Source organism: Klebsiella sp. CD33, assembly GCF_051992865.1.
Classification (GTDB): Bacteria; Pseudomonadota; Gammaproteobacteria; order Enterobacterales; family Enterobacteriaceae; genus Klebsiella; species Klebsiella pneumoniae.
Map to the genome: position 1 here is coordinate 734043 of NZ_CP197023.1, position 25018 is coordinate 759060.

At 55.8% G+C, this 25018-nt stretch carries 28 protein-coding genes; 8 read left to right on the forward strand and 20 right to left on the reverse strand.

Features of this window, described 5'->3' with window-relative positions; genetic code table 11:
• Positions 1-299: 299 nt before the first annotated feature.
• On the forward strand, positions 300-2438 hold the full coding sequence (locus ACR809_RS03650; RefSeq protein ID WP_023285554.1) for an ornithine decarboxylase: 2139 nt from the start codon (positions 300-302) through the stop codon (positions 2436-2438).
• A gap of 43 nt (positions 2439-2481) precedes the next feature.
• Here ACR809_RS03650 and ACR809_RS03655 read toward each other — a convergent pair whose 3' ends face one another.
• From ACR809_RS03655 to mutY, 4 genes are all read right to left on the reverse strand, one after another.
• On the reverse strand, positions 2482-3735 hold the full coding sequence (locus tag ACR809_RS03655) for a nucleoside permease (protein ID WP_004144787.1): 1254 nt from the start codon (positions 3733-3735) through the stop codon (positions 2482-2484).
• A gap of 191 nt (positions 3736-3926) precedes the next feature.
• Positions 3927-5009, reverse strand: a complete 1083-nt coding sequence (mltC, locus tag ACR809_RS03660; RefSeq protein ID WP_002916629.1) for a membrane-bound lytic murein transglycosylase MltC — start codon at positions 5007-5009, stop codon at positions 3927-3929.
• Positions 5010-5058: 49 nt separating this feature from the next.
• Entirely contained in the window at positions 5059-5334 is a 276-nt protein-coding gene (locus tag ACR809_RS03665) for an oxidative damage protection protein (protein ID WP_004105744.1), read from the reverse strand.
• 28 nt (positions 5335-5362) lie between these two features.
• Complete coding sequence (gene mutY / locus ACR809_RS03670; RefSeq protein ID WP_023285553.1) at positions 5363-6421, reverse strand: A/G-specific adenine glycosylase; 1059 nt, start codon at positions 6419-6421, stop codon at positions 5363-5365.
• Between the two features lie 136 nt (positions 6422-6557).
• Between mutY and trmB the strand changes: the two genes are divergently transcribed.
• The 3 genes from trmB to ACR809_RS03685 are packed head-to-tail and all read left to right on the forward strand — an operon-like array spanning position 6558 to position 8373.
• Positions 6558-7277: a tRNA (guanosine(46)-N7)-methyltransferase TrmB gene (trmB, locus tag ACR809_RS03675; RefSeq protein WP_002916627.1), complete on the forward strand. Its 720-nt coding sequence runs from the start codon at positions 6558-6560 to the stop codon at positions 7275-7277.
• Positions 7277-7603, forward strand: coding sequence for a YggL family protein (locus ACR809_RS03680; RefSeq protein ID WP_002916620.1), 327 nt, complete (start codon positions 7277-7279; stop codon positions 7601-7603). Before trmB ends, ACR809_RS03680 begins: the two co-directional genes overlap by 1 nt.
• A 50-nt stretch (positions 7604-7653) precedes the next feature.
• Positions 7654-8373 (forward strand): DUF2884 domain-containing protein, encoded by a 720-nt coding sequence (locus ACR809_RS03685; RefSeq protein WP_002916619.1) that lies wholly within the window; start codon positions 7654-7656, stop codon positions 8371-8373.
• A gap of 47 nt (positions 8374-8420) precedes the next feature.
• Here the strand turns inward: ACR809_RS03685 and ACR809_RS03690 are convergent, their stop codons facing one another.
• The 8 genes from ACR809_RS03690 to ACR809_RS03725 all read right to left on the reverse strand — a co-directional run bounded on the left by ACR809_RS03690 (position 8421) and on the right by ACR809_RS03725 (position 14874).
• Positions 8421-9722, reverse strand: coding sequence for a TRAP transporter large permease (locus tag ACR809_RS03690; protein WP_023285551.1), 1302 nt, complete (start codon positions 9720-9722; stop codon positions 8421-8423).
• Positions 9722-10225, reverse strand: a complete 504-nt coding sequence (locus tag ACR809_RS03695; RefSeq protein ID WP_025861936.1) for a TRAP transporter small permease — start codon at positions 10223-10225, stop codon at positions 9722-9724. Before ACR809_RS03695 ends, ACR809_RS03690 begins: the two co-directional genes overlap by 1 nt.
• Before the next feature lie 46 nt (positions 10226-10271).
• The gene (locus ACR809_RS03700; RefSeq protein ID WP_023285550.1) at positions 10272-11258 is read right to left on the reverse strand and encodes a TRAP transporter substrate-binding protein; all 987 of its coding nucleotides are present in this window, start codon (positions 11256-11258) and stop codon (positions 10272-10274) included.
• Between the two features lie 305 nt (positions 11259-11563).
• Positions 11564-12700, reverse strand: coding sequence for a radical SAM family heme chaperone HemW (gene hemW, locus ACR809_RS03705; RefSeq protein ID WP_122051057.1), 1137 nt, complete (start codon positions 12698-12700; stop codon positions 11564-11566).
• Entirely contained in the window at positions 12693-13286 is a 594-nt protein-coding gene (locus ACR809_RS03710) for an XTP/dITP diphosphatase (RefSeq protein WP_002916615.1), read from the reverse strand. The genes hemW and ACR809_RS03710 overlap by 8 nt, the downstream gene beginning before the upstream one ends.
• Positions 13287-13298: 12 nt before the next feature.
• Positions 13299-13589, reverse strand: coding sequence for a DUF167 family protein YggU (yggU, locus tag ACR809_RS03715; protein ID WP_002916614.1), 291 nt, complete (start codon positions 13587-13589; stop codon positions 13299-13301).
• Positions 13586-14152 carry a YggT family protein gene (locus ACR809_RS03720; protein WP_002916613.1) on the reverse strand — a complete coding sequence of 189 codons (567 nt, stop codon included), beginning with the start codon at positions 14150-14152 and terminating at the stop codon, positions 13586-13588. The genes yggU and ACR809_RS03720 overlap by 4 nt, the downstream gene beginning before the upstream one ends.
• Before the next feature lie 20 nt (positions 14153-14172).
• On the reverse strand, positions 14173-14874 hold the full coding sequence (locus ACR809_RS03725) for a YggS family pyridoxal phosphate-dependent enzyme (protein WP_023285548.1): 702 nt from the start codon (positions 14872-14874) through the stop codon (positions 14173-14175).
• Between the two features lie 16 nt (positions 14875-14890).
• On the opposite strand from ACR809_RS03725, the gene ACR809_RS03730 reads away from it, so the two are divergent.
• A complete protein-coding gene (locus ACR809_RS03730; protein WP_004149811.1) occupies positions 14891-15871 on the forward strand; it encodes a type IV pilus twitching motility protein PilT in 981 nt (326 codons plus the stop codon).
• 348 nt (positions 15872-16219) lie between these two features.
• Entirely contained in the window at positions 16220-16873 is a 654-nt protein-coding gene (locus ACR809_RS03735; RefSeq protein WP_002916607.1) for a LuxR family transcriptional regulator, read from the forward strand.
• A gap of 52 nt (positions 16874-16925) precedes the next feature.
• On the opposite strand, the gene ruvX is transcribed toward ACR809_RS03735, so the two are convergent.
• The 8 genes from ruvX to metK all read right to left on the reverse strand — a co-directional run bounded on the left by ruvX (position 16926) and on the right by metK (position 24183).
• Positions 16926-17342: a Holliday junction resolvase RuvX gene (ruvX, locus tag ACR809_RS03740; RefSeq protein WP_002916605.1), complete on the reverse strand. Its 417-nt coding sequence runs from the start codon at positions 17340-17342 to the stop codon at positions 16926-16928.
• Positions 17342-17905, reverse strand: a complete 564-nt coding sequence (locus ACR809_RS03745) for a YqgE/AlgH family protein (protein ID WP_002916603.1) — start codon at positions 17903-17905, stop codon at positions 17342-17344. Before ACR809_RS03745 ends, ruvX begins: the two co-directional genes overlap by 1 nt.
• A 174-nt stretch (positions 17906-18079) precedes the next feature.
• The gene (gene gshB / locus ACR809_RS03750; RefSeq protein WP_002916600.1) at positions 18080-19030 is read right to left on the reverse strand and encodes a glutathione synthase; all 951 of its coding nucleotides are present in this window, start codon (positions 19028-19030) and stop codon (positions 18080-18082) included.
• A 20-nt stretch (positions 19031-19050) separates the two neighbouring features.
• Positions 19051-19782, reverse strand: coding sequence for a 16S rRNA (uracil(1498)-N(3))-methyltransferase (gene rsmE / locus ACR809_RS03755; protein ID WP_002916597.1), 732 nt, complete (start codon positions 19780-19782; stop codon positions 19051-19053).
• 91 nt (positions 19783-19873) lie between these two features.
• Entirely contained in the window at positions 19874-20581 is a 708-nt protein-coding gene (gene endA / locus ACR809_RS03760; RefSeq protein ID WP_002916589.1) for a deoxyribonuclease I, read from the reverse strand.
• Between the two features lie 94 nt (positions 20582-20675).
• Positions 20676-21176, reverse strand: a complete 501-nt coding sequence (locus ACR809_RS03765; protein WP_002916588.1) for a SprT family zinc-dependent metalloprotease — start codon at positions 21174-21176, stop codon at positions 20676-20678.
• A 77-nt stretch (positions 21177-21253) separates the two neighbouring features.
• Positions 21254-22648 carry a sugar porter family MFS transporter gene (locus ACR809_RS03770; protein WP_002916587.1) on the reverse strand — a complete coding sequence of 465 codons (1395 nt, stop codon included), beginning with the start codon at positions 22646-22648 and terminating at the stop codon, positions 21254-21256.
• Between the two features lie 380 nt (positions 22649-23028).
• Positions 23029-24183 (reverse strand): methionine adenosyltransferase, encoded by a 1155-nt coding sequence (gene metK, locus ACR809_RS03775; RefSeq protein WP_004149807.1) that lies wholly within the window; start codon positions 24181-24183, stop codon positions 23029-23031.
• A gap of 467 nt (positions 24184-24650) precedes the next feature.
• Here metK and ACR809_RS03780 point away from each other — a divergent pair, with 467 nt between their 5' ends.
• Positions 24651-24800, forward strand: a complete 150-nt coding sequence (locus ACR809_RS03780) for a hypothetical protein (protein ID WP_418133705.1) — start codon at positions 24651-24653, stop codon at positions 24798-24800.
• Between the two features lie 84 nt (positions 24801-24884).
• Positions 24885-25016 (forward strand): acid stress response protein YqgB, encoded by a 132-nt coding sequence (gene yqgB, locus ACR809_RS03785; RefSeq protein WP_002916578.1) that lies wholly within the window; start codon positions 24885-24887, stop codon positions 25014-25016.
• Positions 25017-25018: the final 2 nt, after the last annotated feature.

Here is a 25018-nt window from a genome sequence, read left to right on the forward strand (position 1 = left end):
GCCATGATTGCGCGAATTTTCTCCTCCCTGATATGAGGCCGCCGATGACGACACAGCCATTATCTCGCCAGCGACGCCGCGCCCAGATGCGCGGGCTGCCTCATCTTGCTACGCTTACCCCTCTGTTCACCATGCGGTGAAGGACACGTATGCTCACTGTAGGGCAACAGTAAGATCGGACGCGTCTGCTTTTACTGATGTCCGGCGGTCGGAGCTGAATCCGTCAGACCCGGACACATCGTTGGGCAAGGTCTCCCTTGTCTGAGATTTTTACACTCCCGATACGGGCATTTGCGCTTATGAAATCCATGCACATTGCCGCCAGCTGCGAGCTGGTCACCCGCTTGTCCACCCACCGTCGCGTTGTGGCGCTGGACAGTACCGATTTTACCGATGTGGCGGCAGTCGTCATCTCCGCGGCCGACAGTCGCAGCGGCATCCTTACTCTCCTCAGGCGTAGCGGATTTAACCTGCCGGTCTACCTGCTGAGTGAGACGGCGGTCGACAAGCCGGAGGGGGTGCAGGCGGTGATCGCCGGTAAAGATCAGGAGTGGCTGGAGCTGGAGGCGGCGGCCTGTGATTATGAAGCGCGTCTGCTGCCGCCGTTTTTCAATACCCTGACCCAGTACGTCGAGATGGATAACAGCACCTTTGCCTGTCCGGGGCATCAGCACGGGGCGTTTTTCAAAAAGCACCCTGCAGGCCGTCAGTTCTATGACTTTTTTGGCGAAAATGTCTTTCGCGCCGACATGTGCAACGCCGATGTGAAATTAGGCGATCTGCTGATCCACGAAGGATCGGCCAAGCACGCGCAGAAGTTCGCTGCGAAGGTGTTCAACGCGGATAAAACCTACTTCGTCCTCAACGGCACCTCGGCGGCCAACAAAGTCGTGACCAACGCGCTGTTGACCCGCGGCGATCTGGTGCTGTTCGATCGCAACAACCACAAGTCAAACCATCACGGGGCGCTGATCCAGGCGGGGGCGACGCCTGTTTACCTGGAAGCCGCGCGCAATCCGTTCGGCTTTATCGGCGGCATTGACGAGCGCTGCTTTGATGAGCATTACCTGCGGGATCTCATCCGCGAAGCGGCGCCTGAGAAAGCCAATGCCTCCCGCCCGTTTCGTCTGGCGGTGATCCAGCTGGGGACCTACGACGGCACGGTCTATAACGCCCGCCAGGTGGTGGATAAGATCGGCCACCTCTGCGATTACATCCTGTTCGACTCGGCGTGGGTGGGCTATGAGCAGTTTATCCCAATGATGGCCGACTGCTCGCCGCTGCTGCTGGAGCTGACCCCCGACGATCCGGGTATTTTTGTCACCCAGTCCGTGCACAAGCAGCAGGCCGGCTTCTCACAGACGTCGCAGATCCATAAAAAGGATAACCATCTGCGCGGCCAGGCGCGTTTCTGTCCGCACAAGCGGCTGAATAACGCCTTTATGCTGCATGCCTCCACCAGCCCGTTCTATCCGCTGTTTGCCGCGCTGGACGTCAACGCCAAAATTCATGAAGGTGAGAGCGGCCGCCGCCTGTGGGCCGAGTGTGTGGCGCTGGGCATTGAGGCGCGCAAAGCGATCATCGCCAACTGCAAGATGATCCAGCCCTTTATTCCGCCAGTGGTGGCGGGACGCCCGTGGCAGGATCACCCGACCGAGGCGATCGCCCGGGAGCGCCGCTTCTTCAGCTTCGAACCCGACGCGCGCTGGCATGGTTTTGAAGGCTACGCGGACGACCAGTATTTTGTCGACCCGTGCAAACTGTTGCTGACCACTCCGGGCATTGACGCTGAAAGTGGGGAGTACAGTGAGTTTGGCATCCCGGCAACCATTCTGGCGCATTATCTGCGTGAAAACGGCATCGTGCCGGAGAAGTGCGATCTCAACTCGATTCTGTTCCTGCTGACGCCGGCGGAGAGCGCCGAAAAAATGGCGCAGCTGGTGGCGATGCTGGGGCAGTTTGAACAGCATATTGAAGCGGATACGCCGCTGGCCGATGTGTTGCCGACCATCTATAACAAATATCCGGTGCGTTATCGCGACTATACCCTGCGCGAGCTGTGCCAGGAGATGCACGATCTGTACGTTAGCTTTGACGTGAAGAGCCTGCAAAAAGAGATGTTCCGTAAACGGAGCTTCCCAAGGGTGGTGATGAATCCCCAGGATGCCAACCACGAGTTTATTCGCGGCAACGTTGAGCTGGTGCGTCTGAGCGAGGCGGAAGGCCGCGTCGCGGCGGAGGGGGCGCTGCCGTATCCGCCGGGCGTGCTGTGCGTGGTGTCCGGCGAGGTCTGGGGCGGCGCCGTGCTGCGCTATTTCCTCGCGCTGGAGGAGGGGGTCAATATGCTGCCTGGCTTCTCGCCGGAGCTGCAGGGGGTTTACAGCGAGACGGATCCGGACGGCATTAAGCGGCTGTATGGCTACGTGCTGAAGGGATAAAAAAACGCCCCGCCGAACAGGCGGGGCGTTTTACTTTTGCCGATCACACGCTCTGCTGGGCGGCGGTCGGTTGTCTGACGTGTTTGTATTTGAACAGCGCCACGAAGGCAAAGGCCAGCACCAGCGAATAGCCGGCGAAAATCAGCCACACGCTCTGCCAGTCAGTGATCCCCTCGACGGTAAAGTGTTCGACGACTTTGCCGCTCACCATCCCGCCGAGAATACAGCCGAAGCCGTTGGTCATCATCAGGAACATCCCCTGAGCGCTGGCGCGGATTTCCGGGCGCACCTCTTTCTCAACGAACACCGAACCGGAGATGTTAAAGAAGTCGAAGGCGCAGCCGTAGACGATCATAGACAGCACCAGCAGTACAGTGCCGAACGGCGTCGGGTCGCCAAAGGCGAACAGGCCGAAGCGCAGCATCCACGCCACAATACTGATAAGCATCACGTTCTTAATGCCGTAGCGGCTAAGGAAGAATGGGATGGTCAGGATAAACAGCGTTTCGGAAATCTGCGAAATCGACATCAGCACTGACGCGTGCTCGACGATAAAGCTGCCGGCAAACAGCGGATCTTTATCGAAGCTGTGCAGGAAGGTGTTACCGAACATGTTAGTGATTTGCAGCTCGGCGCCGAGCATCATCGAGAAGATAAAGAAGATAGCCATACGCTTGTTTTTAAACAGCGCAAAAGCGTTCAGGCCGAGCATCTCCGTCCAGCTTTGATTGCGCTGGGCGTTGGCGACCGGAATATGCGGCAGCGTCAGGGTGAACAGAGTCAGCAGGACCGACAGCGTCGCGCCAATGTACAGCTGCATATGGCTCAGTTCAAAGCCGGAGAAGCTCACGCCCCACATGGCGAGGATAAAGCCGATGGTGCCCCAGATACGAATTGGCGGGAAATCGGTGACAATATCCAGCCCCGCCGACTGCAGGCGGTAGTAGGAGATGGTATTGATCAAGCCAAGCGTCGGCATATAGGCCAGCGAGTTAAGCAGGATCACGAGGAACATCTCGCCCGGCGTGGTGACCTGCGCCGCGAGGTACAGCGTTAACGCGCCGACCAGGTGGCAGATGGCGTATACCCATTTGGCGCTGATCCACTTATCGGCGACGATGCCGAGCAGCGTCGGCATCAACACCGCGGCGATACCGAGCGAGCTATACACTGCGCCGATTGCCGCGCCGTCAAACTTCAGCGTGACAAACATGTACGAGCCAAGCGTGGTGAGCCAGCTCCCCCAAAGGCAGAACTGCAGGAACGACAGTATTTTGAGCTGCAGCTTAAGATTCATGTAGTTATCCTCACGAATGTGGGCTTGTTATGTTTTTAAAATAACATTAATCCCGTTATTTTGATGCGATTCTATCATTCACTAGCTTAATGCTTCTGTTAACTGCCGCAGAAAACCGAAAGATATTACAGAGTATGGCGGAGAATAAGCGCGGCCTCAGCGCGGGGCTGAGGCCGGAGTCGGGAGGAGGGCTATTTACGGCGGTAGCTTTTCTGCGCCGTATTAACTTTGTACAGATAGCGGCGCGATTCCGCCGACGGATGGCGGGTGGTCAGCGTCTGGTAGACGTCCCCTGGCGCCATGCTGTTGATAATATTGGCCGCCTGCACTTTATCGCTGGAGAAGACCCGCAGTACGCTGCCGGCGCCGCCGTTATAGGCAGTGATCACCGCGTAGCGACGCGAGGTGGGGTTATCGATGCCGGCGAGGTAAACATTGTTCAGCATCGCCAGGTAGGCGGTACCGGTGTCGATGTTATTCGCCGGGTCAAACAGATAACTGCGGCTTGGCAGGCCGGATTTACCCTGGGAGCGGAAGACGTCTCTGCCGGCGCTGTGCTGGACCACCTGCATCAGCCCCATGGCGTCGGCATGGCTGACCGCATAGGGGTTAAAGGAGGATTCGGTCTGCATAATCGCGAGGATCAGAGACTCATCAACCCCATACTTACGCGAGGCCTGACGCACCATGCCGAGGTATTTATGCGCACGTTTGTCGAGGTGGTTCGGCACCAGGTTAATGGTGATGCTGTAGACCACGCGCAGGCCGTTGTTGCGGCTCTTCAGACGGGTTTGCAGCAGATAGTCGGCAAAGCGCGCGGCGCGCCACTCCCAGCGAATCGACGCCCCGGTGTTATCCACCACCTGGCCATAGAGGAACGGCTCTTTGGAGATCTGGATGTCATCGACATCGGAATAGAGGTCAATGGAGTTGGGGTCATCGCCCATCAACAGGGTTTTGACGATCGCCTGGCGCAGTCGTCCGCGAGGGTCGGTGCCGGCAATGGTCTCGACGGTGATCGTCCCTTCATCGAAGTTGATGTGGCTGCGGGTTTGATACTGGTCGGTGTACTTGACGTAGTCCTTTGGCCCGGCGAGCAGGACTTCGTTGTACCCCCAAATGTTCTCGATGTTGTGGGCGAACTGGCCCATCAAAATATCGAATCCGTTCGTGTCCTTGACCCAGGCCTCGTTGTATTCGGCGCCTTTTTTATTGGAGCTGGAACACGAAACGAGCAACGGCGCAATCAGCGCGAGCGCTAAGTATTTTTTCATCATTCCGGGCGTGCGTGTTGTGTTTGTTTTTTTAAAGGCCGCAGGGCCCTTACTGTTTTTCCGGCGGCGTGTAGCCTTCGATGTGCACGTCTTTCCCTTCAAACAGGAACTGCACCATCTCCTGCTCAAGCAGTTTGCGGTGCTCCGGGTTCATCATGCTGAGCTTTTTCTCGTTGATCAGCATGGTCTGCTTGTGCTGCCACTGCGCCCAGGCTTCTTTGGAGATTTCGTTGTAAATACGCTTTCCGAGCTCGCCCGGATACAGCTGGAAATCCTGGCCGTCCGCTTCACGCTGCAGGAAGGTACAAAAAATGGTTCTGCTCATAATTAATCCTCTTTGATAGCCGAAAAATTTATACCGGCGCTCCGGCTTTTAGCTGTTGCAACAAGCGCTCCACGGGGGCCGCCAGACCGACCGACGGCGGCTGCGCTAAGTTATACCAGAGTGCGTTGCCTTCATCCATGCATGCGCCAGATGAGTGCACTGTAAGCCACATCGGAATAATATCCAGGTGGAAATGACTGAAAGTGTGGCGAAAAGCGGTTAATTGCGTCAGATTATCGGCCTTAATCTGGCGCTGCGCCAGCCACTCGCGTAGCTCCGCTTCGTCTGCAAACTGCGGAAAACAGAACAACCCGCCCCACAGACCCACCGGCGGACGCTGGGAAAGAAACACCTCGTCGCCGTGCTGCATCAGCAGGAAGTAGCCGGTGCGTACCGGGAGGGTCTGCTTCGGTTTTTTGCCCGGATATTCCGCCCATGAATGGTTCGCGTAGGCCACGCAGCCGTTGCTCAGCGGACACAGCTCGCACTTCGGCTTCGAGCGGGTGCAAACCATTGCCCCGAGATCCATCATCGCCTGGTTGAAGCGCTCGACGCCCTCTGCCGGGGTGACCTCTTCGCTGATGTCCCACAGCCGTTTTTCCACCTCTTTTTTCCCCGGCCAGCCGCTGACAGCATAGCAGCGGGCGAGCACGCGCTTCACGTTGCCGTCGAGAATCGGATAATGCTGACCGAGCGAAAGGGATAAAATCGCCCCCGCCGTTGAGCGCCCGACGCCGGGCAGCGCCGCCACTTCGTCAAAGGTCCGGGGGAATTCGCCGCCGTGCAGTGTGGCGACTTGCTGCGCGGCTTTATGTAAGTTGCGCGCCCGCGCGTAGTAGCCCAGACCGGTCCACAGATGCAGCACTTCATCCAGCGGCGCGTTGGCGAGATCCACCACCGTGGGGAAACGCGCCATAAAGCGTTCAAAATAGGGGATTACCGTGGTCACCTGGGTTTGTTGCAACATCACTTCGGAGAGCCATACTTTGTAGGGCGTCTTGGCGATTTGCCAGGGCAGGGTTTTACGCCCGTATTTGTCGTACCAGTCCAGAACCTGGGCTGAAAATTGCGTGGCGAGAAAAGTCAAAGCTACGGCTCCGGGATCGCGATTACAGGGGGGCAGATTGCAGCATAAGGGCGAGTGGCTGTAAACCCTTGCATCCGCCGGGTAACTTTGGATAATGCCCGTTTTCCGAACACATTCACAAGCAGACCAAACTTATATGAAAAACGACGTCATCTCTCCGGAATTCGATGAAAACGGTCGCCCGCTGCGCCGGATTCGTAGCTTCGTCCGTCGCCAGGGCCGCCTGACGAAAGGGCAGCAGCATGCGCTGGATAACATTTGGCCGGTGATGGGCGTTGAATTCAACGATGCGCCGCTCGATTTCGCCGCCCTGTTTGGCCGTGACGCGCCGGTCACCTTAGAAATTGGCTTCGGGATGGGCGCCTCGCTGGTGGCGATGGCGAAAGCCAAACCGGAACAGAATTTCCTCGGCATTGAAGTACACTCCCCGGGCGTTGGCGCTTGTCTGGCTTCTGCGGAAGAAGAAGGCGTACAAAACCTGCGCGTAATGTGTCACGATGCAGTGGAAGTGCTACATACCATGATCCCGGATAACTCGCTGAATATGGTGCAACTGTTTTTCCCTGATCCGTGGCATAAAGCGCGTCATAATAAACGTCGTATCGTGCAGCCGCCTTTCGCTGAGCTGGTGAAAAGCAAGCTGAAGCTCGGCGGCGTCTTCCATATGGCGACCGACTGGGAAGCTTATGCCGTGCATATGCTGGAAGTCATGTCCTCGCTGGAAGGCTATCGTAACCAGTCGGCAAGCAACGATTACGTACCGCGCCCGGAATCGCGCCCGGTAACCAAATTTGAACAGCGTGGCCATCGTCTCGGCCACGGCGTATGGGACTTAATGTTCGAGAGGGTGAAATAATGGCCAAGAATCGTAGCCGTCGTCTGCGTAAAAAAATGCATATCGATGAGTTTCAGGAGTTAGGCTTCTCCGTCGCCTGGCGTTTCCCGGAAGGGACCAGCGAAGAGCAGATCGACCAGACGGTCAACGATCTGATCGAAGAGGTGATAGAGCCGAACAAGCTGGCCTTCGACGGCAGCGGTTATCTCTCCTGGGAAGGGCTCATCTGCATGCAGGAGATTGGTAAGTGCACTGAAGAGCATCAGGCTATCGTACGCAAATGGCTGGAAGCGCGTAAGTTAGAGGATGTGCGCACCAGCGAACTTTTTGACGTCTGGTGGGACTAAGTTTGACAAGGGTCGGCAATTGCCGGCCCGTTTTGTCTTAAGGGAGTTTTATGATGCGTAAAACGCTGCTGGCGGTGGCGCTCTCCGTCACCGCTTTGTCTGCCCATGCGGACTACCAGTGTAGCGTCACGCCGCGTGACGATGTGATCCTCAGCCCGCAGCAGGTGCAGGTGAAAGGGGAAAACGGCGATCTGGTGATAAAGCCGGACGGCAATCTGACCTTTAACGGCAAGGCCTATGCGCTCAGCGCCGCCCAGCGCGAACAGGCGCAGGATTATCAGGCCAGCCTGCGCAGCAGCCTGCCGTGGATTGACGAAGGCGCGCGTTCGCGAGTCGAAAAAAGCCGCAAGGCGCTGGATAAAATCATTACCGAACAGGTTGGCGCCAACAGCAGCATGCACGGTCGCCTGACCAAACTGGACGCGCAGCTGAAAGAACAGATGAACCGCATTATCGAACGTCGCAGCGATGGCCTGACCTTCCACTATAAAGCTATCGACCAGGTACGCGCCGATGGCCAGCAGCTGGTGAATCAGGCGATGGGCGGCATTCTGCAGGACAGCATTAACGAGATGGGCGCCAAAGCGGTGCTCAAAGGCGGCGGTAATCCGCTACAGGGCATTCTCGGCAGCCTCGGCGGCCTGCAAACGGCGATTCAGGAGGAATGGAAAAACCAGGAGGCCGATTTCCAGCAGTTTGGTAAGGACGTCTGCAGCCGGGTGGTATCGCTGGAGGACAGCCGCAAAGCGCTGGTTGGCTCGTTAAAGTAAGTTGATTTCGCTACCTGCGCCTGCAGGTAGCGGTTAGGCTCAGTCGATCACATCAGCCCCAGCAGCTGTGGAATAAACAGTGAGATCTGCGGGATATAAACAATCATCATCAGCGCGATCAGCAGGGCGGCGTAGAACGGCAGCAGCGGTTTGATGAGCTGCTGAATTTTAACCCCTGAAATGGAGCAGCCGACAAACAGCGCGCTGCCTACCGGCGGGGTCAGCAGGCCGATGCACAGATTGGCGACCATCATGATGCCAAAATGGACCGGGTTCATGCCTAAATCCTCAGCGATGGGGAGAAATATTGGCGTAAAAATCAGTACTGCTGGGGTCATATCCATAAAGATACCGACGATTAACAGCACGATGTTAATCAGCAGCAGGATCACCAGCGGATTTTCAGAAAACCCCATGAGCGCATCGCTTATCATGTAGGGAATATCGGCATTGGTCATTGCCCACGACATGCCGACGGAAAAACCGATCAGCAGAAGGACGATAGACGTCATCACCACCGATTCAAGGAGCAGCTTTGGCAGGTCGCGCCATTTGACTTCCCGATAAATCAGCACTGAGAGGATAAAGGTGTAGACCACGGCGATGGCGGAAGCTTCAGTGGCGGTGAAAATACCGCCGAGGATCCCGCCCATGACAATAATGACCAGCAGCAGGCTGGGCAGGGCGTCGAAAAAAGCCTTTGCCGCCTGGGCGCAGGTCGGGCGGTCGGAAACCGGATATCCGCGGTGTTTAGCGATACCAGCGCAGACCAGCATGATGGACAGACCCATCAGAATGCCCGGCAAATAACCGGCCATAAACAGCGAGGCGACCGAGACGCCGCCGGCCGTCAGAGAAAAGACGATCAGCACGTTTGATGGCGGAATGAGCAGGCCCGTGATGCAGGATGAAACGTTTACCGCCGTGGAGAATGCCGGATCGTAGCCTTTCTGCGTCTGAATGGGATTGAGCGTCCCCCCTACCGCAGCGGCGGCAGCGACTGCCGAACCGGAGATCGAGCCGAACATCATATTGGCCAGCACGTTGACGTGTCCCAACGATCCGGGTACCCGCCCAACCATCACCTGCGCCAGATTGATGAGGCGTATAGCAATTCCCCCGCTGTTCATCAGGGTACCGGCAAAGATAAAGAAGGGGATAGCCAGCAGCGCGAAGTTATCGAGTCCGTTCGCCAGGCGCTGAGCAACGGTAATCACCGCGATATCCCAGGGAAACATCAGCAGCATTGAGCCGACGGTAGCAAGACCGATGGAAAAAGAGATAGGTACGCCAATAAAGACCAGAATAAAGAACGAGCCAAACAGCGTCAGTGCAATATAGCTATCCATTAATTTGCTCCTGCTTCTGAATGTTTCATGTTTTTTAGTCCGTTGCTGATAAAACACAACGCGTAAAACATCATCATGATGCCGGTGAGCGGCAGGATCAGATACACATAGCCCATCGGGATCTGCATTGCGGCTGAGACCTGGGCGGTCGACAGCGTTTTTTCAATCAGTTTTACGCCGCCGGTAACAATCACTGAGCCAGCAAACAGAAAGATAAGCAGATTGATAATGACGCTGAGCAGTGCCTGCTTGCGGGAAGAGAGCATCAGCGTAAGTAAATCGATCGCCAGATGACGCTGGGCGCCGACGGTATAGGCCGCACCCAGTAGCCCGACCCAGATCATTAAGAAACGCGCCAGTTCATCGGTCAGGGTGCTAGGCTGGTTGAGCACGTAGCGGCTGAACACCTGCCAGACGACGCAGACAACCAGCGCAATCATTACGACGACAGAGAATGCGGCGATGGTGCGGTCCACCGCCAGCTTTATGCGGTTAAGTATCATCATTGATTTCCTGGTGAAAGCGGGCCAGCGGCTGGCCCGTTAAAGGTTATTCAGCGGCAGCGTCAAATTTGGCCAGCAGGGCGGCCTGTTTTGGATCTTTCTTAAAGTCATCAAATAGCGGCTGCACGGCGGCACGGAACGGTGCTTTATCCACTTTGATAATTTCGCCCCCCAGGGCTTTGGCCTGCGCGCGGGTATCGGCGTCGATCTTCTGCCACAGCTGTTGCTGATATACCTCTGAGGCTTTGGCCGCTTTGACCAGAATTTGCTGCTGCCCCGGCGTCAGTTTGTCCCAGGTTTTGCTGGAGATCACGAGGAAGTCAGGAATGGAGGCATGCTCATCTTCAGAGAACACTTTCGCGATTTCGATATGGCGAGTCTGCACCCAGGAGGGAACGTTATTTTCCGCACCGTCCACCACCCCTTGCTGCATGGCGGTGTAAACTTCACCAAAGGAGATTGGCGTCGGGGAGCCCCCCATTAATTCAATCATTTTTAAGGTTGTCGGGCTGGCCTGCACGCGGATCTTCAGTCCTTTTAAATCCTCCGGTTTGGTGATGGGCTTTTTGGCATAAAAACTTCGGGTTCCGGCGACATAAGCGGAAAGGGCAAAGAATCCTTTCTCTTTCGTCGAATCCATTATTTCCTTGCCCACTTTCCCGAATACCACCTTATTGAAATGATTTTGATCGTTAAACAGGAACGGTAAATTATATATCGCGTAGATATTATCAAATGACTCCAGATCGCTGGCGGAACCTTTGGTCAAATCCAGCGCGCCATTTTGTAATAACTCCATCGTTTCGCGTGCGCTGCCCATCTGGCTACTGGGGTAAATACGAATCTTCATATTACCGTCAGAAAGTTGGTTTACCTCTTTGGCCATCTCTTCAAACGCCTGATGCACCACGTGACTGCGTTCAAGGTTATGTGCCAGTTTTAACGTGATTTTTTCAGCTGCGCTGGCTCCTGAAGAGAATAGAGCAAGCAAAGATATTGCTATTAGAGAACGAGAAAAAGCGTATTTTTTCATGAGTTGGCTCCATGCACTTGTGGTAATTGGTCAATATCTTAAGCGTCATGTTTTGTTTCTGTATGACATATTATCCTTGTTGTCGTACATCTTTAAGCTGCCTGACTCACACTTTTTCTCAATGAGGTACTGAAATAATGGATTTTATGGGTTTAATTATATTTTGTTTCTATAAATAAAAGAGAATTAATTAGAGGATGGAATATTTTAAAAGAATGAATCGGGAATGGTGAGGTTGATATGTCGATAAATTCGAACTATTGTCCTTCCCGTTAAAACGATAAAGGGAAGGACAAGGGTGATATTTATTCGTTAAGGAAGAGTTCGAGCAGGGAATTCAGGAACAGCTTACCGTGCTCGGTAATCTGCCAGTTCTGCTCGTCTTCCTGCAGGTAGCCCTGGGCTATCGCCGCGTCCAGCTGCGGGCGGATCGCTGCTTCCTCAAGTCCGGTATAGCGGCTAAATTCAGCGCGCGGCGCGGCCTCCAGCAGGCGAAAACGGTTCATAAAGAACTCAAACGGTTTATCCGCTTCTTCCACATCATGCTGACGCTCAAGGTAACGGCCTTCCATATACCCGCGCGGGTGGCGGGTTTTGGCGGTCCGCAGAATGCGTCCGTCAGGGAAGGTGATCTTGCCGTGCGCGCCGCAGCCGATGCCGAGGTAGTCGCCAAAGCGCCAGTAGTTGAGATTATGCTGACACTGGAAGCCTGGCTTAGCATAGGCAGACGTCTCGTACTGCTGATAGCCGGCGGCGCTCAGCAGCTGATGCCCCTGCTCGAAAATATCCCATAGCGCGTCGTCATCCGGCAGCACCGGCGGCCGGGAGCCGAACAAGGTGTTCGGCTCAATGGTCAGCTGGTACCACGACAGATGCGGCGGGTTGAGGGCAATCGCCTGACGCAGATCGTCCAGCGCCTCCTCCAGCGACTGGTTCGGCAGACCGTGCATCAGGTCGAGGTTGAAGCTGCGCAAGCCGAGGCCGCTGGCGAGACGTGCTGCGCGCTTGGCCTCCTCCGGGCCGTGGATCCGCCCCAGGCGCTGCAGCTTCGGTTCGCTAAAGCTTTGTACGCCGATGGAGATGCGGTTCACCCCGGCGCGCTGATAATCAACGAAGCGATCTGCCTCCACGGTACCCGGGTTGGCTTCCATGGTGATTTCCGCCCCGGCGGCCAGCGGCAGGCAGGCGCGGACGCCATCGAGCAGGGTTTGTATGGCCGGGCCGGACAGCAGGCTCGGCGTACCGCCGCCGATAAAAATAGTGCCTATTTCCCGTCCCTGGGCATAGTGCGCATCAGCCTGCAGATCGTTCAGCAGATGCTGGACGTAGTCATCATGCGGCACCTCGCCTTTCAGCGCATGCGAATTAAAATCACAGTACGGGCATTTCTGCACGCACCAGGGAATATGGATATAGAGACTCAGCGGCGGCAAATTAGCCATTACGTAATGCTTCCAGTAACAGTTTCAGCGCCTGCCCGCGATGGGAAATGGCGCTCTTTTCTTCACGGCTCAGTTCGGCCGCGGTTTTACCTTCTGACGGGACGAAGAAGATCGGGTCGTAACCGAAGCCGCCATGACCGGCGGCTTGTCGGGTGATTACCCCAGGCCAGCTGCCGTGGCACACCAGCGGCGTGGGATCTTCGGCATGGCGCAGATAGACCAGCACACAGTGGAACTGCGCCTGACGCTGGTCGTCCGGCACGTCTTTTAACGCGTCGAGCAGCTTCTCAAGATTCTGCTGGTCGCTGGCATCGACGCCGGAATAGCGTGCGGAGTAAATACCCGGCGCGCCGCCAAGAGCATCGACGGCCAGACCGGAATCGTCGGCGATGGCCGGCAGGCCGGTGATCTGCGCCGCGTGGCGCGCTTTCAGAATCGCGTTTTCAATGAAGGTCAGGCCGGTCTCTTCCGCAGAGTCCACGCCCAGCTCGGTCTGAGCGACGATATCGAGACCAAAATCTTCCAGCAGCGAGGCCAGTTCGCGCACTTTGCCGGCGTTGCCGGTAGCGAGGACGACTTTTTGCATGATGAATCCTGTTTATTCAGTTAGCGCCGCGACCGCAGTCGGGATCTGTTGTGGGGCGATGATTTTAACTTGCTTATGGCGGCCCAGCTCGCCTTTTTCAATCAGTACCTGGCTTTTGGCGACGCGGAACTGTTTGGCGAGAAATTTCACCAGGTGGGCATTGGCCTGGCCATCAACGGGCGGGGCGGTAATGGCGACTTTAAGCTCGTCGCCATGTACGCCCACGATGCTATCGCGGCTGGCCTTAGGCTGAATGTACAGCCTCAGCACCAGCCCGTCAGCGCAGGTTTCAACGGCACTCATAGCGCCATCCACAGCCCCGGCAGCAGTACATTACCGGTGGCCTGCAGCACTTCGGCGATGCCCATATTGATTACGTACAACAGCAATACCAGCACCATCGGCGAGAAATCGATACCGCCCATCGACGGCAGCAGGTTGCGGATAGGGCGCAGCAGCGGGTCCGCCAGCTGCATCAGCACATACTCCACCGGGCTACGGCCCTGGCTGACCCAGCTCATGATCGCCATCAACAGCAGTACCCAGAAGATCAACGAGCCGATGGTTTTCAGCAGAATAAGCAGAGCGGAGATCCAGATGATCGGCTGGAAGGTGATCACCATAAACAGCACGATCGCTTTGATGACGCAGAGAATAAATGCCACCAGCAGCGAGGCGCTGTCAATCGGCCCCATTGCCGGGATAATCCGGCGCAGCGGTCCGACAATCGGCTGCGTGGCTTTCACCACAAACTGCGAAAACGGGTTGTAAAAGTCGCAGCGCGCCCACTGCATCCAGACGCGTAACAACACGACCATCGTGTAAAGCTCAATGACCGTTGAAAGCAGGAAAGTCAACGTCTTCATGGCGTTCCTCAGATTCCTTATTATTTGCTGTAGTCGCGCGCACCAAAAATGGCAGTACCGATGCGCACCATCGTGCTTCCCGCCGCGATTGCGGCTTCCATATCGTCCGACATTCCCAGAGACAACGTATCGACCGTGGGGTACCGCGTTTTTAATCGCGCAAATGCTACCGCCATTTGCCGGGCGACGGCAAACTGCCTTACATATTCTGACTCAGGCGCGGGGATGGCCATCAGGCCGCGCAGTTCCAGATGAGGTAACTCAGCGATCTCCGCCGCTAAGCCGTCGAGCGCTTCCAGCGGGATGCCGGATTTGCTCTGCTCATCGCTGATGTTAATTTGAATCAGCACCTTCAGCGGCGATAAATGCGCCGGGCGCTGCTCGTTCAGGCGGGTGGCGATTTTCAGCCGATCGACGGTGTGGCACCAGTCAAAATGCTCTGCCACCAACCGGCTTTTGTTGGACTGCAGGGGGCCAATAAAGTGCCACTGCAGCCCGCTGACGCCAGCCTGCTGGAAATGGTTAATCTTCTCCACGCCCTCCTGGACGTAGTTTTCACCAAATGCCCGCTGGCCTGCCGCAATGGCTTCTTCGATCGCGCTCGCAGGTTTCGTTTTACTCACTGCAAGCAATGTCACTTCTTCTGGCGCACGCCCGCATCGGGCGGCAGCACCGGAGATTTTGTCCCGGACCTGTGCCAGGTTATGCGCAATATCGTTCATATTCCGAGGATGAGTTATGAAGCTGGAAGAAATCGTAGCCCTTAGTGTAAAGCATAATGTCTCCGATCTACACCTGTGCAATTCCGCCGCACCGCGCTGGCGGCGGCAGGGCAGGCTGGAGCCCGCGCCCTTTCCCGCGCCGGATATTGCGAATTTACTCAACGACTGGCTCGATGCCGCACAGTTACTGCACTGGCAGGAACACGGCCAGATTGACTTTGCGCTGAACCTGGCCTGCGGTGCGCGGCTGCGCGCCAGCGCCTTCGCCCATACGCGTGGGATATCGCTGGTGCTGCGCCTCCTTCCTGAACAGTGCCCGCGTCTGGATATGCTCGGCGCCCCGCCTGCGCTGAGCGAACTGCTGGCGGAAGAGAGTGGTTTGCTGTTGGTCACCGGAGCGACGGGCAGCGGCAAGTCGACCACCCTGGCGGCAATGGTGGGGCACCTCAATCAGCATCTTGATGGCCATATTCTGACGCTTGAAGATCCGGTGGAATTTATTCATCACAGCGAGCGCTGTCTGATCCAGCAGCGGGAAGTTGGCCGTCACTGTCCTTCGTTCGCCGCGGCGCTCCGCGTGGCGCTGCGCCAGGATCCGGATGTGATCCTGCTCGGGGAGCTACGCGACAGCGAAACCATTCGCCTGGCGTTAACCGCGGCGGAGACCGGGCACCTGGTAATGGCGACATTACATACCCGCGGCGCGGCGCCGGCGGTGGAGAGATTGATCGATGTCTTTCCGGCGGAGGAGAAAGATCAGGTTCGTAGCCAGCTTGCCGGAAGCCTGTGCGCGGTGCTGGCGCAAAAATTGTTACCTGCACGTCAGGGCGGGAGAGTTGCGCTATACGAGCTTCTGGTCAACACGCCAGCGGTGGCGAATTTGATCCGTGAAGGAAAAGTACATCAATTGCCTGGTGTGATGCAGACCGGGATGCAGGCCGGAATGTTGACCTTTACCCAGAGTTTTCAGCAACGTGTCGCTGCAGGCGCGCTATAAGATGAGAAAGAGATTGATATGACAGGTTAAATGATATGTTAGATGAATGTTTATTTGTTGTTTATTAATATTATTTGGTAATACAAATAACTTTTGATTATAAATTCAAATAACACATTCAGATTAGATATGTCGACAGTGAATACGCATTTCCAGGAAAAAAGTTTGATTATCTTTTGACAGCTTTGAGTCATTCGATTTATGCTGTTTGTGGGAATAGGATGATTCTCATGGAATAACGTTTCAGTTTGTAAATTACCTTGGTGATTTATAAATTCACGACTGTTTGTATCTTTTTTTATTCATTTAACCACCATGGCGGTGGGTAACAGCTAAGGAGAGTTTTAAGTGATTAATTTAAATGGAAATTCATCATCTTCTCGTCAGGTAACCTTTATTACCCACCCGTCTATTCAAAGCAAAGCCTTTGCCAGCTATCTGAGCGAAACCCTGATGGCACCGGTGGTTTTACAAAATATTAATAAACCGCTGGCGCAGCGTTTGGCAAAAGATTCTGTAATATTATTTGATATTGCAGTGTCAAATAAGAAATTAAACGGGGTGTGGCGGGATATTATTCGCCTGCAGGCAGATAATCCTCGTTTGTTGATTATTAATAGCGCACAAAAGTATGAGCTATACGAAATGGCGCAGTGGCCGGCTTTATATGGCGTGTTCCGTCATGACGATGATGAATCGCGCTTAATTGAGGGCGTTAAGGCCGTGCTGAACGGCGAGCAGACGGCTGAATTGAGCGTGATGCACCCGGCGATGTACGCTGCGGACCATGCATCGACTCCAGTAGAGAACTCGCCGCTGACCGAGCGGGAATGCGAGATCCTCAACGAACTGCGCTGCGGCGCGACGAACCTGGATATCGCCCGCGCGCTGTTTATCAGCGAGAACACGGTGCGGACGCACCTGTACAATGTGTTTCGTAAACTGAGCGTGAAAAATCGCACCCAGGCGGTGAGCTGGGCTAACGAACATCTGCGCCACTAAGCGGGTAAACGTGCGCCGTCAGCGGTCCGCCGGCGGCGCAGGAGGGCAGAGTTTAAAAGCTCTGCTCGAAGTAGCTTTCCAGTATGACTACGGCAGAGGCTGAATCGACGCTGCCTTTATTCAGCGCCCGGTAGCCGCCGTGTTCAAACAGGCCCGCGCGGGCCTCAACCGTACTCAGCCGTTCATCGTGGAGAAGGATCGCGACGCCAAAGCGGCCATGAATTTTATTGGCGAAATTACGCGCGCGCGCCGTCAGCGGTTGCTCGGTGCCGTCCATATTGAGCGGCAGGCCGACGATTACCGCCTCAGGCTGCCACTCTTTAAGCAGTTTTTCGATGACGTTCCAGTCCGGTTTACCATCCTGCGCCTTCAGCGCCGGTAATGGTCGTGCGGTCGCGGTGATGCGTTGTCCCACCGCCACGCCGATGCTTTTGGTGCCAAAGTCAAAGCCGAGAAAGGTTCCGCTCATCACGCATGCCCCGCGACGCCTGGCATCGTCACAATGTCGATACCAATCAGTTTAGCCGCCTCGCGCCAGCGATCGGCGATCGGCGTACGGAAAAGAATATTCTGATCCGCCGGGGCGGTGAGCCAGGCATTATCTAAAATCTCCTGCTCCAGCTGCCCTTTCTCCCACGAAGAGTAGCCCAACGCAACCAGCACGTTGCCCGGCTGCCGATCGGTTCCTAAGGTTTCAAGAACATCCCGCGAGGTGGTAATCACCGTGTTATCCGAGATGCGAATGCTCGAGGAAAAGTCAGAGGGCGGGGTATGCAAAATGAAGCCGCGGTCTTCCGCCAGCGGGCCTCCCAGCATCACTGGTTTATCCAGACGGATCTCTGGATTGCGCGGCTCCGGGACAATTTTGAGCTTCTCAAGGATCCCTTCCACCTGCAGATTTTCCAGCGGCTTATTGATAATAATGCCCATGGCACCCTCGTCGTTGTACTCGCAGATATAGACTACGGAGCGGCGGAAAATGGGGTCCTGAAGCGCGGGCATGGCAATCAGAAAGTGATGCTGTAAATTCATTGTCAGAGGTTCGTTCCTGGTTCAAAAAAGCAACACCCAGTATGCGGGCAAAGTAGAATGGTGTCGATGCACTTTATCTGGCCGGCGCCCGAGTGGCGTCAGGCTGGCAACGTTTCACGAGCGCGGTAATCCGCGCTCGCTGCGCCAAAAGCGGACGTTGGTCCGCCGTCGTGCTTATTTATCGATACGTCTTTCGATAGCGTCCATCAGCATACCGGTGATCGAAATATCCGGGAAGGCGGCTTCGATTTCGCGTACGCAGGTGGGGCTGGTGACGTTAATTTCCGTCAGACGGTCGCCGATGATATCCAGGCCGACGAAGATAAGGCCTTTGGCCTTCAGCGTCGGGCCGACGCGGCGGGCGATTTCCCAGTCGCTTTCGGTCAACGGGCGGGCTTCGCCGCGGCCGCCGGCGGCCAGATTGCCGCGGGTCTCGCCACCCTGCGGAATTCGCGCCAGGCAGTAAGGCACGGGCTCTCCATCCACTACCAACACGCGCTTGTCGCCATCTTTAATGGCCGGCAGATAGTTCTGCGCCATGCAGTAGCGGCTGCCCAGTTCGGTCAGCGTCTCGGCAATCACCCCAAGGTTTGGATCGCCGGCTTTAACACGGAAAATAGAGGCGCCGCCCATGCCGTCGAGCGGTTTCATGATGATATCGCCGTGCTTTTCCCAGAAGGCTTTCAGCTGGGCTTTATTGCGGGTGACCAACGTTTCCGGAGTCAGTTCAGAGAACCAGGCGGTGAACAGCTTCTCGTTACAGTCGCGCAGACTCTGCGGCTTGTTGACGATAAGCGTGCCTTTCTCTTCCGCTCGCTCCAGGATGTAGGTGGCATAAATAAATTCGGTATCAAACGGCGGATCCTTACGCATCAGGATGACGTCAAGGTCCGCCAGCGGCAGATCCTGCTCGCCGGTGAAGTCATACCATTTATCGTAGTTCTGTTCGACGCTCAGCGTGCGCGTCCGGGCGCGGGCTTCGCCGTTGATCAAATAGAGGTCGTTCATCTCCATATAATGGAGTTCATAGCCGCGACGCTGCGCCTCCAGCAACATAGCGAAGCTGGTGTCTTTCTTGATGTTGATGGTTGCGATGGGATCCATCACGATGCCGAGCTTGATCATGGTTCTTCTCCGTTAACGCCTCAACCTAAGTCGCCAAAACGCACCTGTAGGGCGGTGATGGCGGTGAGCGCAGTAGTCTCTGTACGCAGAACGCGCGGTCCCAACAGGATATCAGTAAACTGGTATTGCGCGGTCATCGCTATCTCTTCAGCCGACAGCCCGCCTTCCGGGCCAATCAGCAGACGGACGCGTTCAACCGGCAGCGGCAGCGTGTTAATGCTGGCGCTGGCGCGCGGGTGCAGGTTGAGCTTCAGCCCGCTGTCCTGCTCGGCGCACCACGCCTCCAGCTGCATCGCCGGACGTATTTCCGGTACCACGTTACGACCGCTCTGTTCGCAGGCGGCAATAGCGATTTTCTGCCACTGCTGGATCTTTTTCTGCAAACGTTCGGCATCCAGTTTAACGCCGCAGCGCTCGGAAAACAGTGGCGTTATGAGGCTTACCCCGAGTTCGATCGATTTCTGGATGGTGAATTCCATTTTTTCGCCGCGGGACATCACCTGGCCTAAATGGATATGCAGCGGCGATTCCCGATCGTCAGGTTCGCCACTGAGCACCTCAACCGTAACGTTTTTCTTACCGGCCTCGGTGATGACCGCGTCAAACACCTGGTTACTGCCGTCAAAAAGCTGTAGGTGCTGACCGGCGGTCATGCGCAGGACGCGGCCGACGTGGTTGGCCGCGTCATCGCTCAGCGCGATCTGGCTGCCGACAATGAGGCGTTCTGGATGATGGATGCGAGGAATGCGCATGCTTGATATTCCGTTCGTTGCGCAGATGCCAGCTTCCCGCCATCGGGCGGGAAGCACAGGGCTGCAAATTAACAATTGCCGCTAGTGTAGGTTAGCTCTTTTGCGCCTGGCAAGCCTGCTGGACATACGGATTATGGTTGCCCTGCACTTTCGCGATGCGCTCATCACGTTCACATTCCCAGGCGGTGACCGGGTACTGTTTATTCCAGGCGGTAAACAGCTGAGTTTGCTGGCGGGAAAGATTCAGCTGATAGCGGTCGCGCATATAGAAGTAGGTGCGGGCGATGGCGCCGCGAGCGCGGGCAGGGGGCTCGGCAATTTTATCTTTAAAATCGACCTTCATGGTGCACTGGCCGTACTGGCCTTCACCGCCGTTCCACTGGCTGTACATAAAGTTGCCGCGATCGCCATTCACTTCTCCCACCGCCGGCTGCAGGTTGTGCATATCGCTTTCCATCTTGCGGTATTCCGGATCTTTGGCGCAGTTTTTACGTCCACCCTCCTGCCAGCACTGACGCTGATGGCCGAACTGCCATGCCGGCACTACGTGCTCCCATTCAACCCGGCTGGCGCGGTTCTCATTTTTACGCACTTTATAGCCGCAGGATTCCAAATCGATAACGCCTTTTTTCCCCTGCCAGTCGATTTTACAGCCGCAATAAAAATCGCCCGGAACGTCGGCATTCACTTTGACGCCAGCGGCTTTGGCCTGGGAAAAACTATTAATACCAGCGGCCGCAAGCGGACCACTGACTGCCGCGCTCAATACCGCTACGGCTAAAACATGCATACGGGACATCGTTAACTCCGTGTCAAAACGAGCCCGCAACGTAGCGAATGAGGGTGCCGGATGCAATCAGTCAGATCAGAAAGTTTCTAATTAATTCCGATGGTTATTTTTCAGCCACCAGCAGATCGCCGCAGCGAACGCAGCGGTAGGTGGCCTCGCCGCGAACCACCCGGTTATGGCGACGGACGGTGAGCTGGTGCTGCTGACAGCGACAGCGATAGGGGAAGGTGTTCTGGCGGACCGAAGCGAGTTCAAAGCGGTGGGTGCGACGCGCGGGAACGCCAAGGACGCTCTCCATCATCCATTTCCACTCTTTCCCGTGCGGCGCGACGCGGCCGAAATGCTGCCAGACCAGCAGGTGCGCCAGCTCATGCGGCACCACTTCATCGATAAACTCCCGCTGATTTTCCAGCAGCAGCACCGGGTTTAAACGAATTTCGTTTTTCTCCAGCCAGGCGGTGCCGGCGGAAGTACCACGCTGCTGGTAGACCAGCGTCGGTTCCGCATAGCGGCGTTCCAGCTTGCGATTCGCATTGGCGAGATGCTCCCGCAGGCTGCGCATGACGGCCTGCTGAATAGCGATGGGAATACGGGGCGTTTTCATAGCGCCAGAGGATAGTGCGGCGGAGGGGGGAGAGCAAGAGGAAGCTTCCTCCCGGGATGGGAGGAAGCTCAGGAAGGTTAATCGCGGGCACCGATCTCGCGCAGTGGACGACCCTGCATCAGGTTACGTTCAATATGTTCCAGCGAGACGTTTTTGGTTTCCGGGATCAGCCACAGCGTCAGCAGGATAAACAGCACGTTCAGACCGCCGTACACCCAGAAGGTATTGGCGCTGCCCAGCGAGTTGAGCATGGTCAGGAAGGTGGCGCCGACAATCATGTTGGCAATCCAGTTGGTCGCTGTGGAGCAGGTGATACCGAAGTCGCGGCCTTTCAGCGGCTGGATTTCGGAGCACAGTACCCAAATCAGCGGGCCGGCGCTCATGGCGAAACCGACGATGAACATCAGCAGCATCAGGACGGCGATGTACTGGGCGGTAGAGGAGTGAATGCCGATGTGCATCATGGTACCCAGGACGCCCATACCCGCGGCCATCACGATAAAGCCAAGGATCAGCGTCGGTTTACGGCCCCAGCGGTCGACCAGACCGATGGCGATAAAGGTGGCCAGCACGTTAGTCAGACCGACGATCACTGTCCCCCACATTTGCTCAGTGGTGTTGGCATAACCCGCCAGCTCAAAGATCTTCGGCGCGTAGTACATGATGACGTTCATCCCGGTGAACTGTTGCATCACCTGCAGCAGGATGCCGAGGAACACCGCGCGGCGGAAGTTGCTGTTGTCTTTAAACAGCGACCAGCCGGACTGTTTTACCTTCAGGCTTTCACGGATTTCATCGAGCTCGCGTTTCGCTTCGGCGCTGGTATCGCGCAGGCGCAGCAGCACGCGTTCCGCATCGACAAAGCGACGTTTGGCGGCGAACCAGCGCGGGCTGTCCGGCAGGAAGATAACACCGATCAGCAGCAATACCGCCGGAATGATGATAACCCCGAGCATCCAGCGCCATGCGCCGCTGTAGCTGAAAGCGGTGTCAGAGAGATAGGCGCCAAGGATCCCGATGGTGATCATCAGCTGGTACATGGAAATCATACTGCCGCGAATTTTTTCTGGGGCGATTTCCGACAGATACAGCGGAGCCGTATATGAGGCGACGCCCACCGCCAGGCCGAGCAGCACACGGGAAACCAGCAGGATCTCGACGTTTGGCGCGGCGGCAGAGAACAGCGAACCGGCGACGAAGAGGATGGCGCCGATCATCAGGCTCTTTTTCCGGCCCAGTTTGAAAGAGAGCCAGCCGCTGCCGACCGCGCCGACGGCAGCCCCGAACATCATGGAGCTGACCACCCACTCCTGGGTGTGGGCGGAAATCTGGAACTCATTGGCAATAAAGGGTAAGGCACCCGCAATAACACCGATATCAAGGCCGAACAGCAGGCCAGCCAGCGCGGCGAGGAAACAGACGAAGAACGTCATAGTCTTGTTCGAACGCCCTTGTTTTTTGTTGTCAGGCATAACGCCCTCCAGTTGAGTTATTGATTCTGTCGATGGTTAGGGTAGGACACTCGTCGGTAAAAAAACGTGACTATAATCACGGCTGTGTAATCGCTTCCACAAAGGTAAAGAAACGTAATTCATTAAATGCTTTTTAAATCAGCAGTATAAACAATGATAGACGACATTTTGAAAAACGGTAATCAGAGTTGACCGAAACAATATGTAACATTGTGAAAAATGGGTACAGGAGATAGCGTCTTTGGGCAGAAGGTGACAGTCTTTACTATGTAATCGCTTTCATTTTGTGGCGGCCGCGCGTTGAAATGGGGGCGCAGAAAAGGGGGGCGTAAATAAAAAGGCCAGCGCGAGGCTGGCCTTGAAGAGAGGAAGCGCGGATATTATTTCAGACCGGCCGCTTCCCGCAGCAGCGCCGCTTTGTCGGTTTTTTCCCATGGGAAATGTTCGCGACCAAAGTGACCGTAGGCTGCGGTTTCTTTGTAGATCGGGTGCAGCAGATCCAGCATCTGAATCAGGCCGTATGGACGCAGGTCGAAGAACTCGCGCACCAGCAGGGTCAGCTGTTCAGAAGGCACTTTCTCGGTGCCAAAGGTTTCCACCATGATGGACGTTGGTTCTGCAACGCCGATAGCGTAGGAAACCTGAATTTCGCAACGATCGGCCAGGCCTGCGGCAACGATGTTCTTCGCCACATAGCGCGCCGCGTAGGCTGCGGAACGGTCAACTTTAGATGGATCTTTACCGGAGAACGCGCCGCCGCCGTGGCGAGCCATGCCGCCGTAGGTATCAACGATGATCTTACGACCGGTCAGACCGCAGTCGCCCATCGGGCCGCCAATAACGAAACGGCCGGTCGGGTTGATGAAGAATTTGGTGGACGCGTTGAGCCATTCGGTCGGCAGAATCGGCTTGATGATCTCTTCCATCACTGCTTCCTGCAGGGATTTCTGATCGATATCTTCCGCGTGCTGAGTCGACAGAACGACCGCGTCGATGCCGACGATTTTGCCGTCGTCATACTGGAAGGTCACCTGGCTTTTCGCATCCGGGCGCAGCCACGGCAGGGTGCCGTTTTTACGCACTTCAGCCTGACGTTGCACCAGACGGTGAGCGTAAGTCACCGGCGCCGGCATCAGCACGTCGGTTTCGTTAGTGGCGTAGCCAAACATCAGCCCCTGGTCGCCGGCGCCCTGTTCCAGCGGATCGGCACGGTCAACGCCCTGGTTAATGTCCGGAGACTGTTTACCAATGGCGCTCAGTACGGCGCACGAGTTGGCGTCAAAGCCCATATCGGAATGCACGTAGCCAATTTCGCGGACGGTGTTGCGGGTGATCTCTTCGATATCAACCCATGCGCTGGTGGTGATTTCGCCGCCTACCAGCACCATGCCGGTTTTGACATAGGTTTCACATGCGACACGCGCTTTTGGATCCTGCTCGAGGATCGCATCCAGCACGGCATCGGAGATTTGGTCAGCAATTTTGTCAGGATGCCCTTCTGATACGGACTCAGACGTAAAAAGGTGTTTTGCCATATTTTATTTCACCTGTGGACGATTCGGATAGCTCATACTGTTGTGTAATGTGGCTTTGGTGGATAATCAGCGCAAAGCCGCGCAGGTAGCGACACGAGCAGTCTGAGTGTTAATCAGTATAGACGGATTAACTTCTGGACGGCCATTTTAGGTCAAATCTTGAGCCCATTTCCAGCCTTTTTTGATGGCGGTCGCATTTATGGGAAAACCCGCCTGGCAAAATTTCCTGACAACCGCGCAAACAGGCACATTTTTATTTTGCTTTTTACCCCGCTTCTCGGTATAAAACGCCGCGCGCGGCTCATTAAAAAAGCGCACGGGGCATGGCCCTGTGGTGCCACTTCCAGCCGGGTTAAGCAGTCTGTATTTACAGAATCTCGCAGCGGCGTAGCGCCTGTTGCCCGGTATGTATAGCTTTGGCTTGTCGCCGACCCTGTCGCAGGGCGGTGTGGAGGTGATACCAGATAATGAACCAATGTTTTTCGTTTGATTCGTCGCGTCGTTCTGTCGCGCGTCAGCACTCCGCAACCTGCATCTCTCTCATGCAAACCAGCCGATGTTCACCCCATCTCGGCGCTTCTCAGGATTCCAGGGCCGGTCGGCCGTCAGAAAACTGAACAAGGGCGCTCTTGCCTGGCAAGAGTTTTCTCGTGGTTTCTCCGGACTGTCATACTCTGTTCGGCTACGTGTTTTACGATGATATGAATAAGAAACCGGTCGCGCAGTCGCAAAACCAGCAGATAGTGCTGGGCTTTAGGACTGTTCATGGGTTGTTATCGCATCTTTGGACTGCGATAGTAGTTAACTGTCTTACACTTATTATTAAAAATTGAGG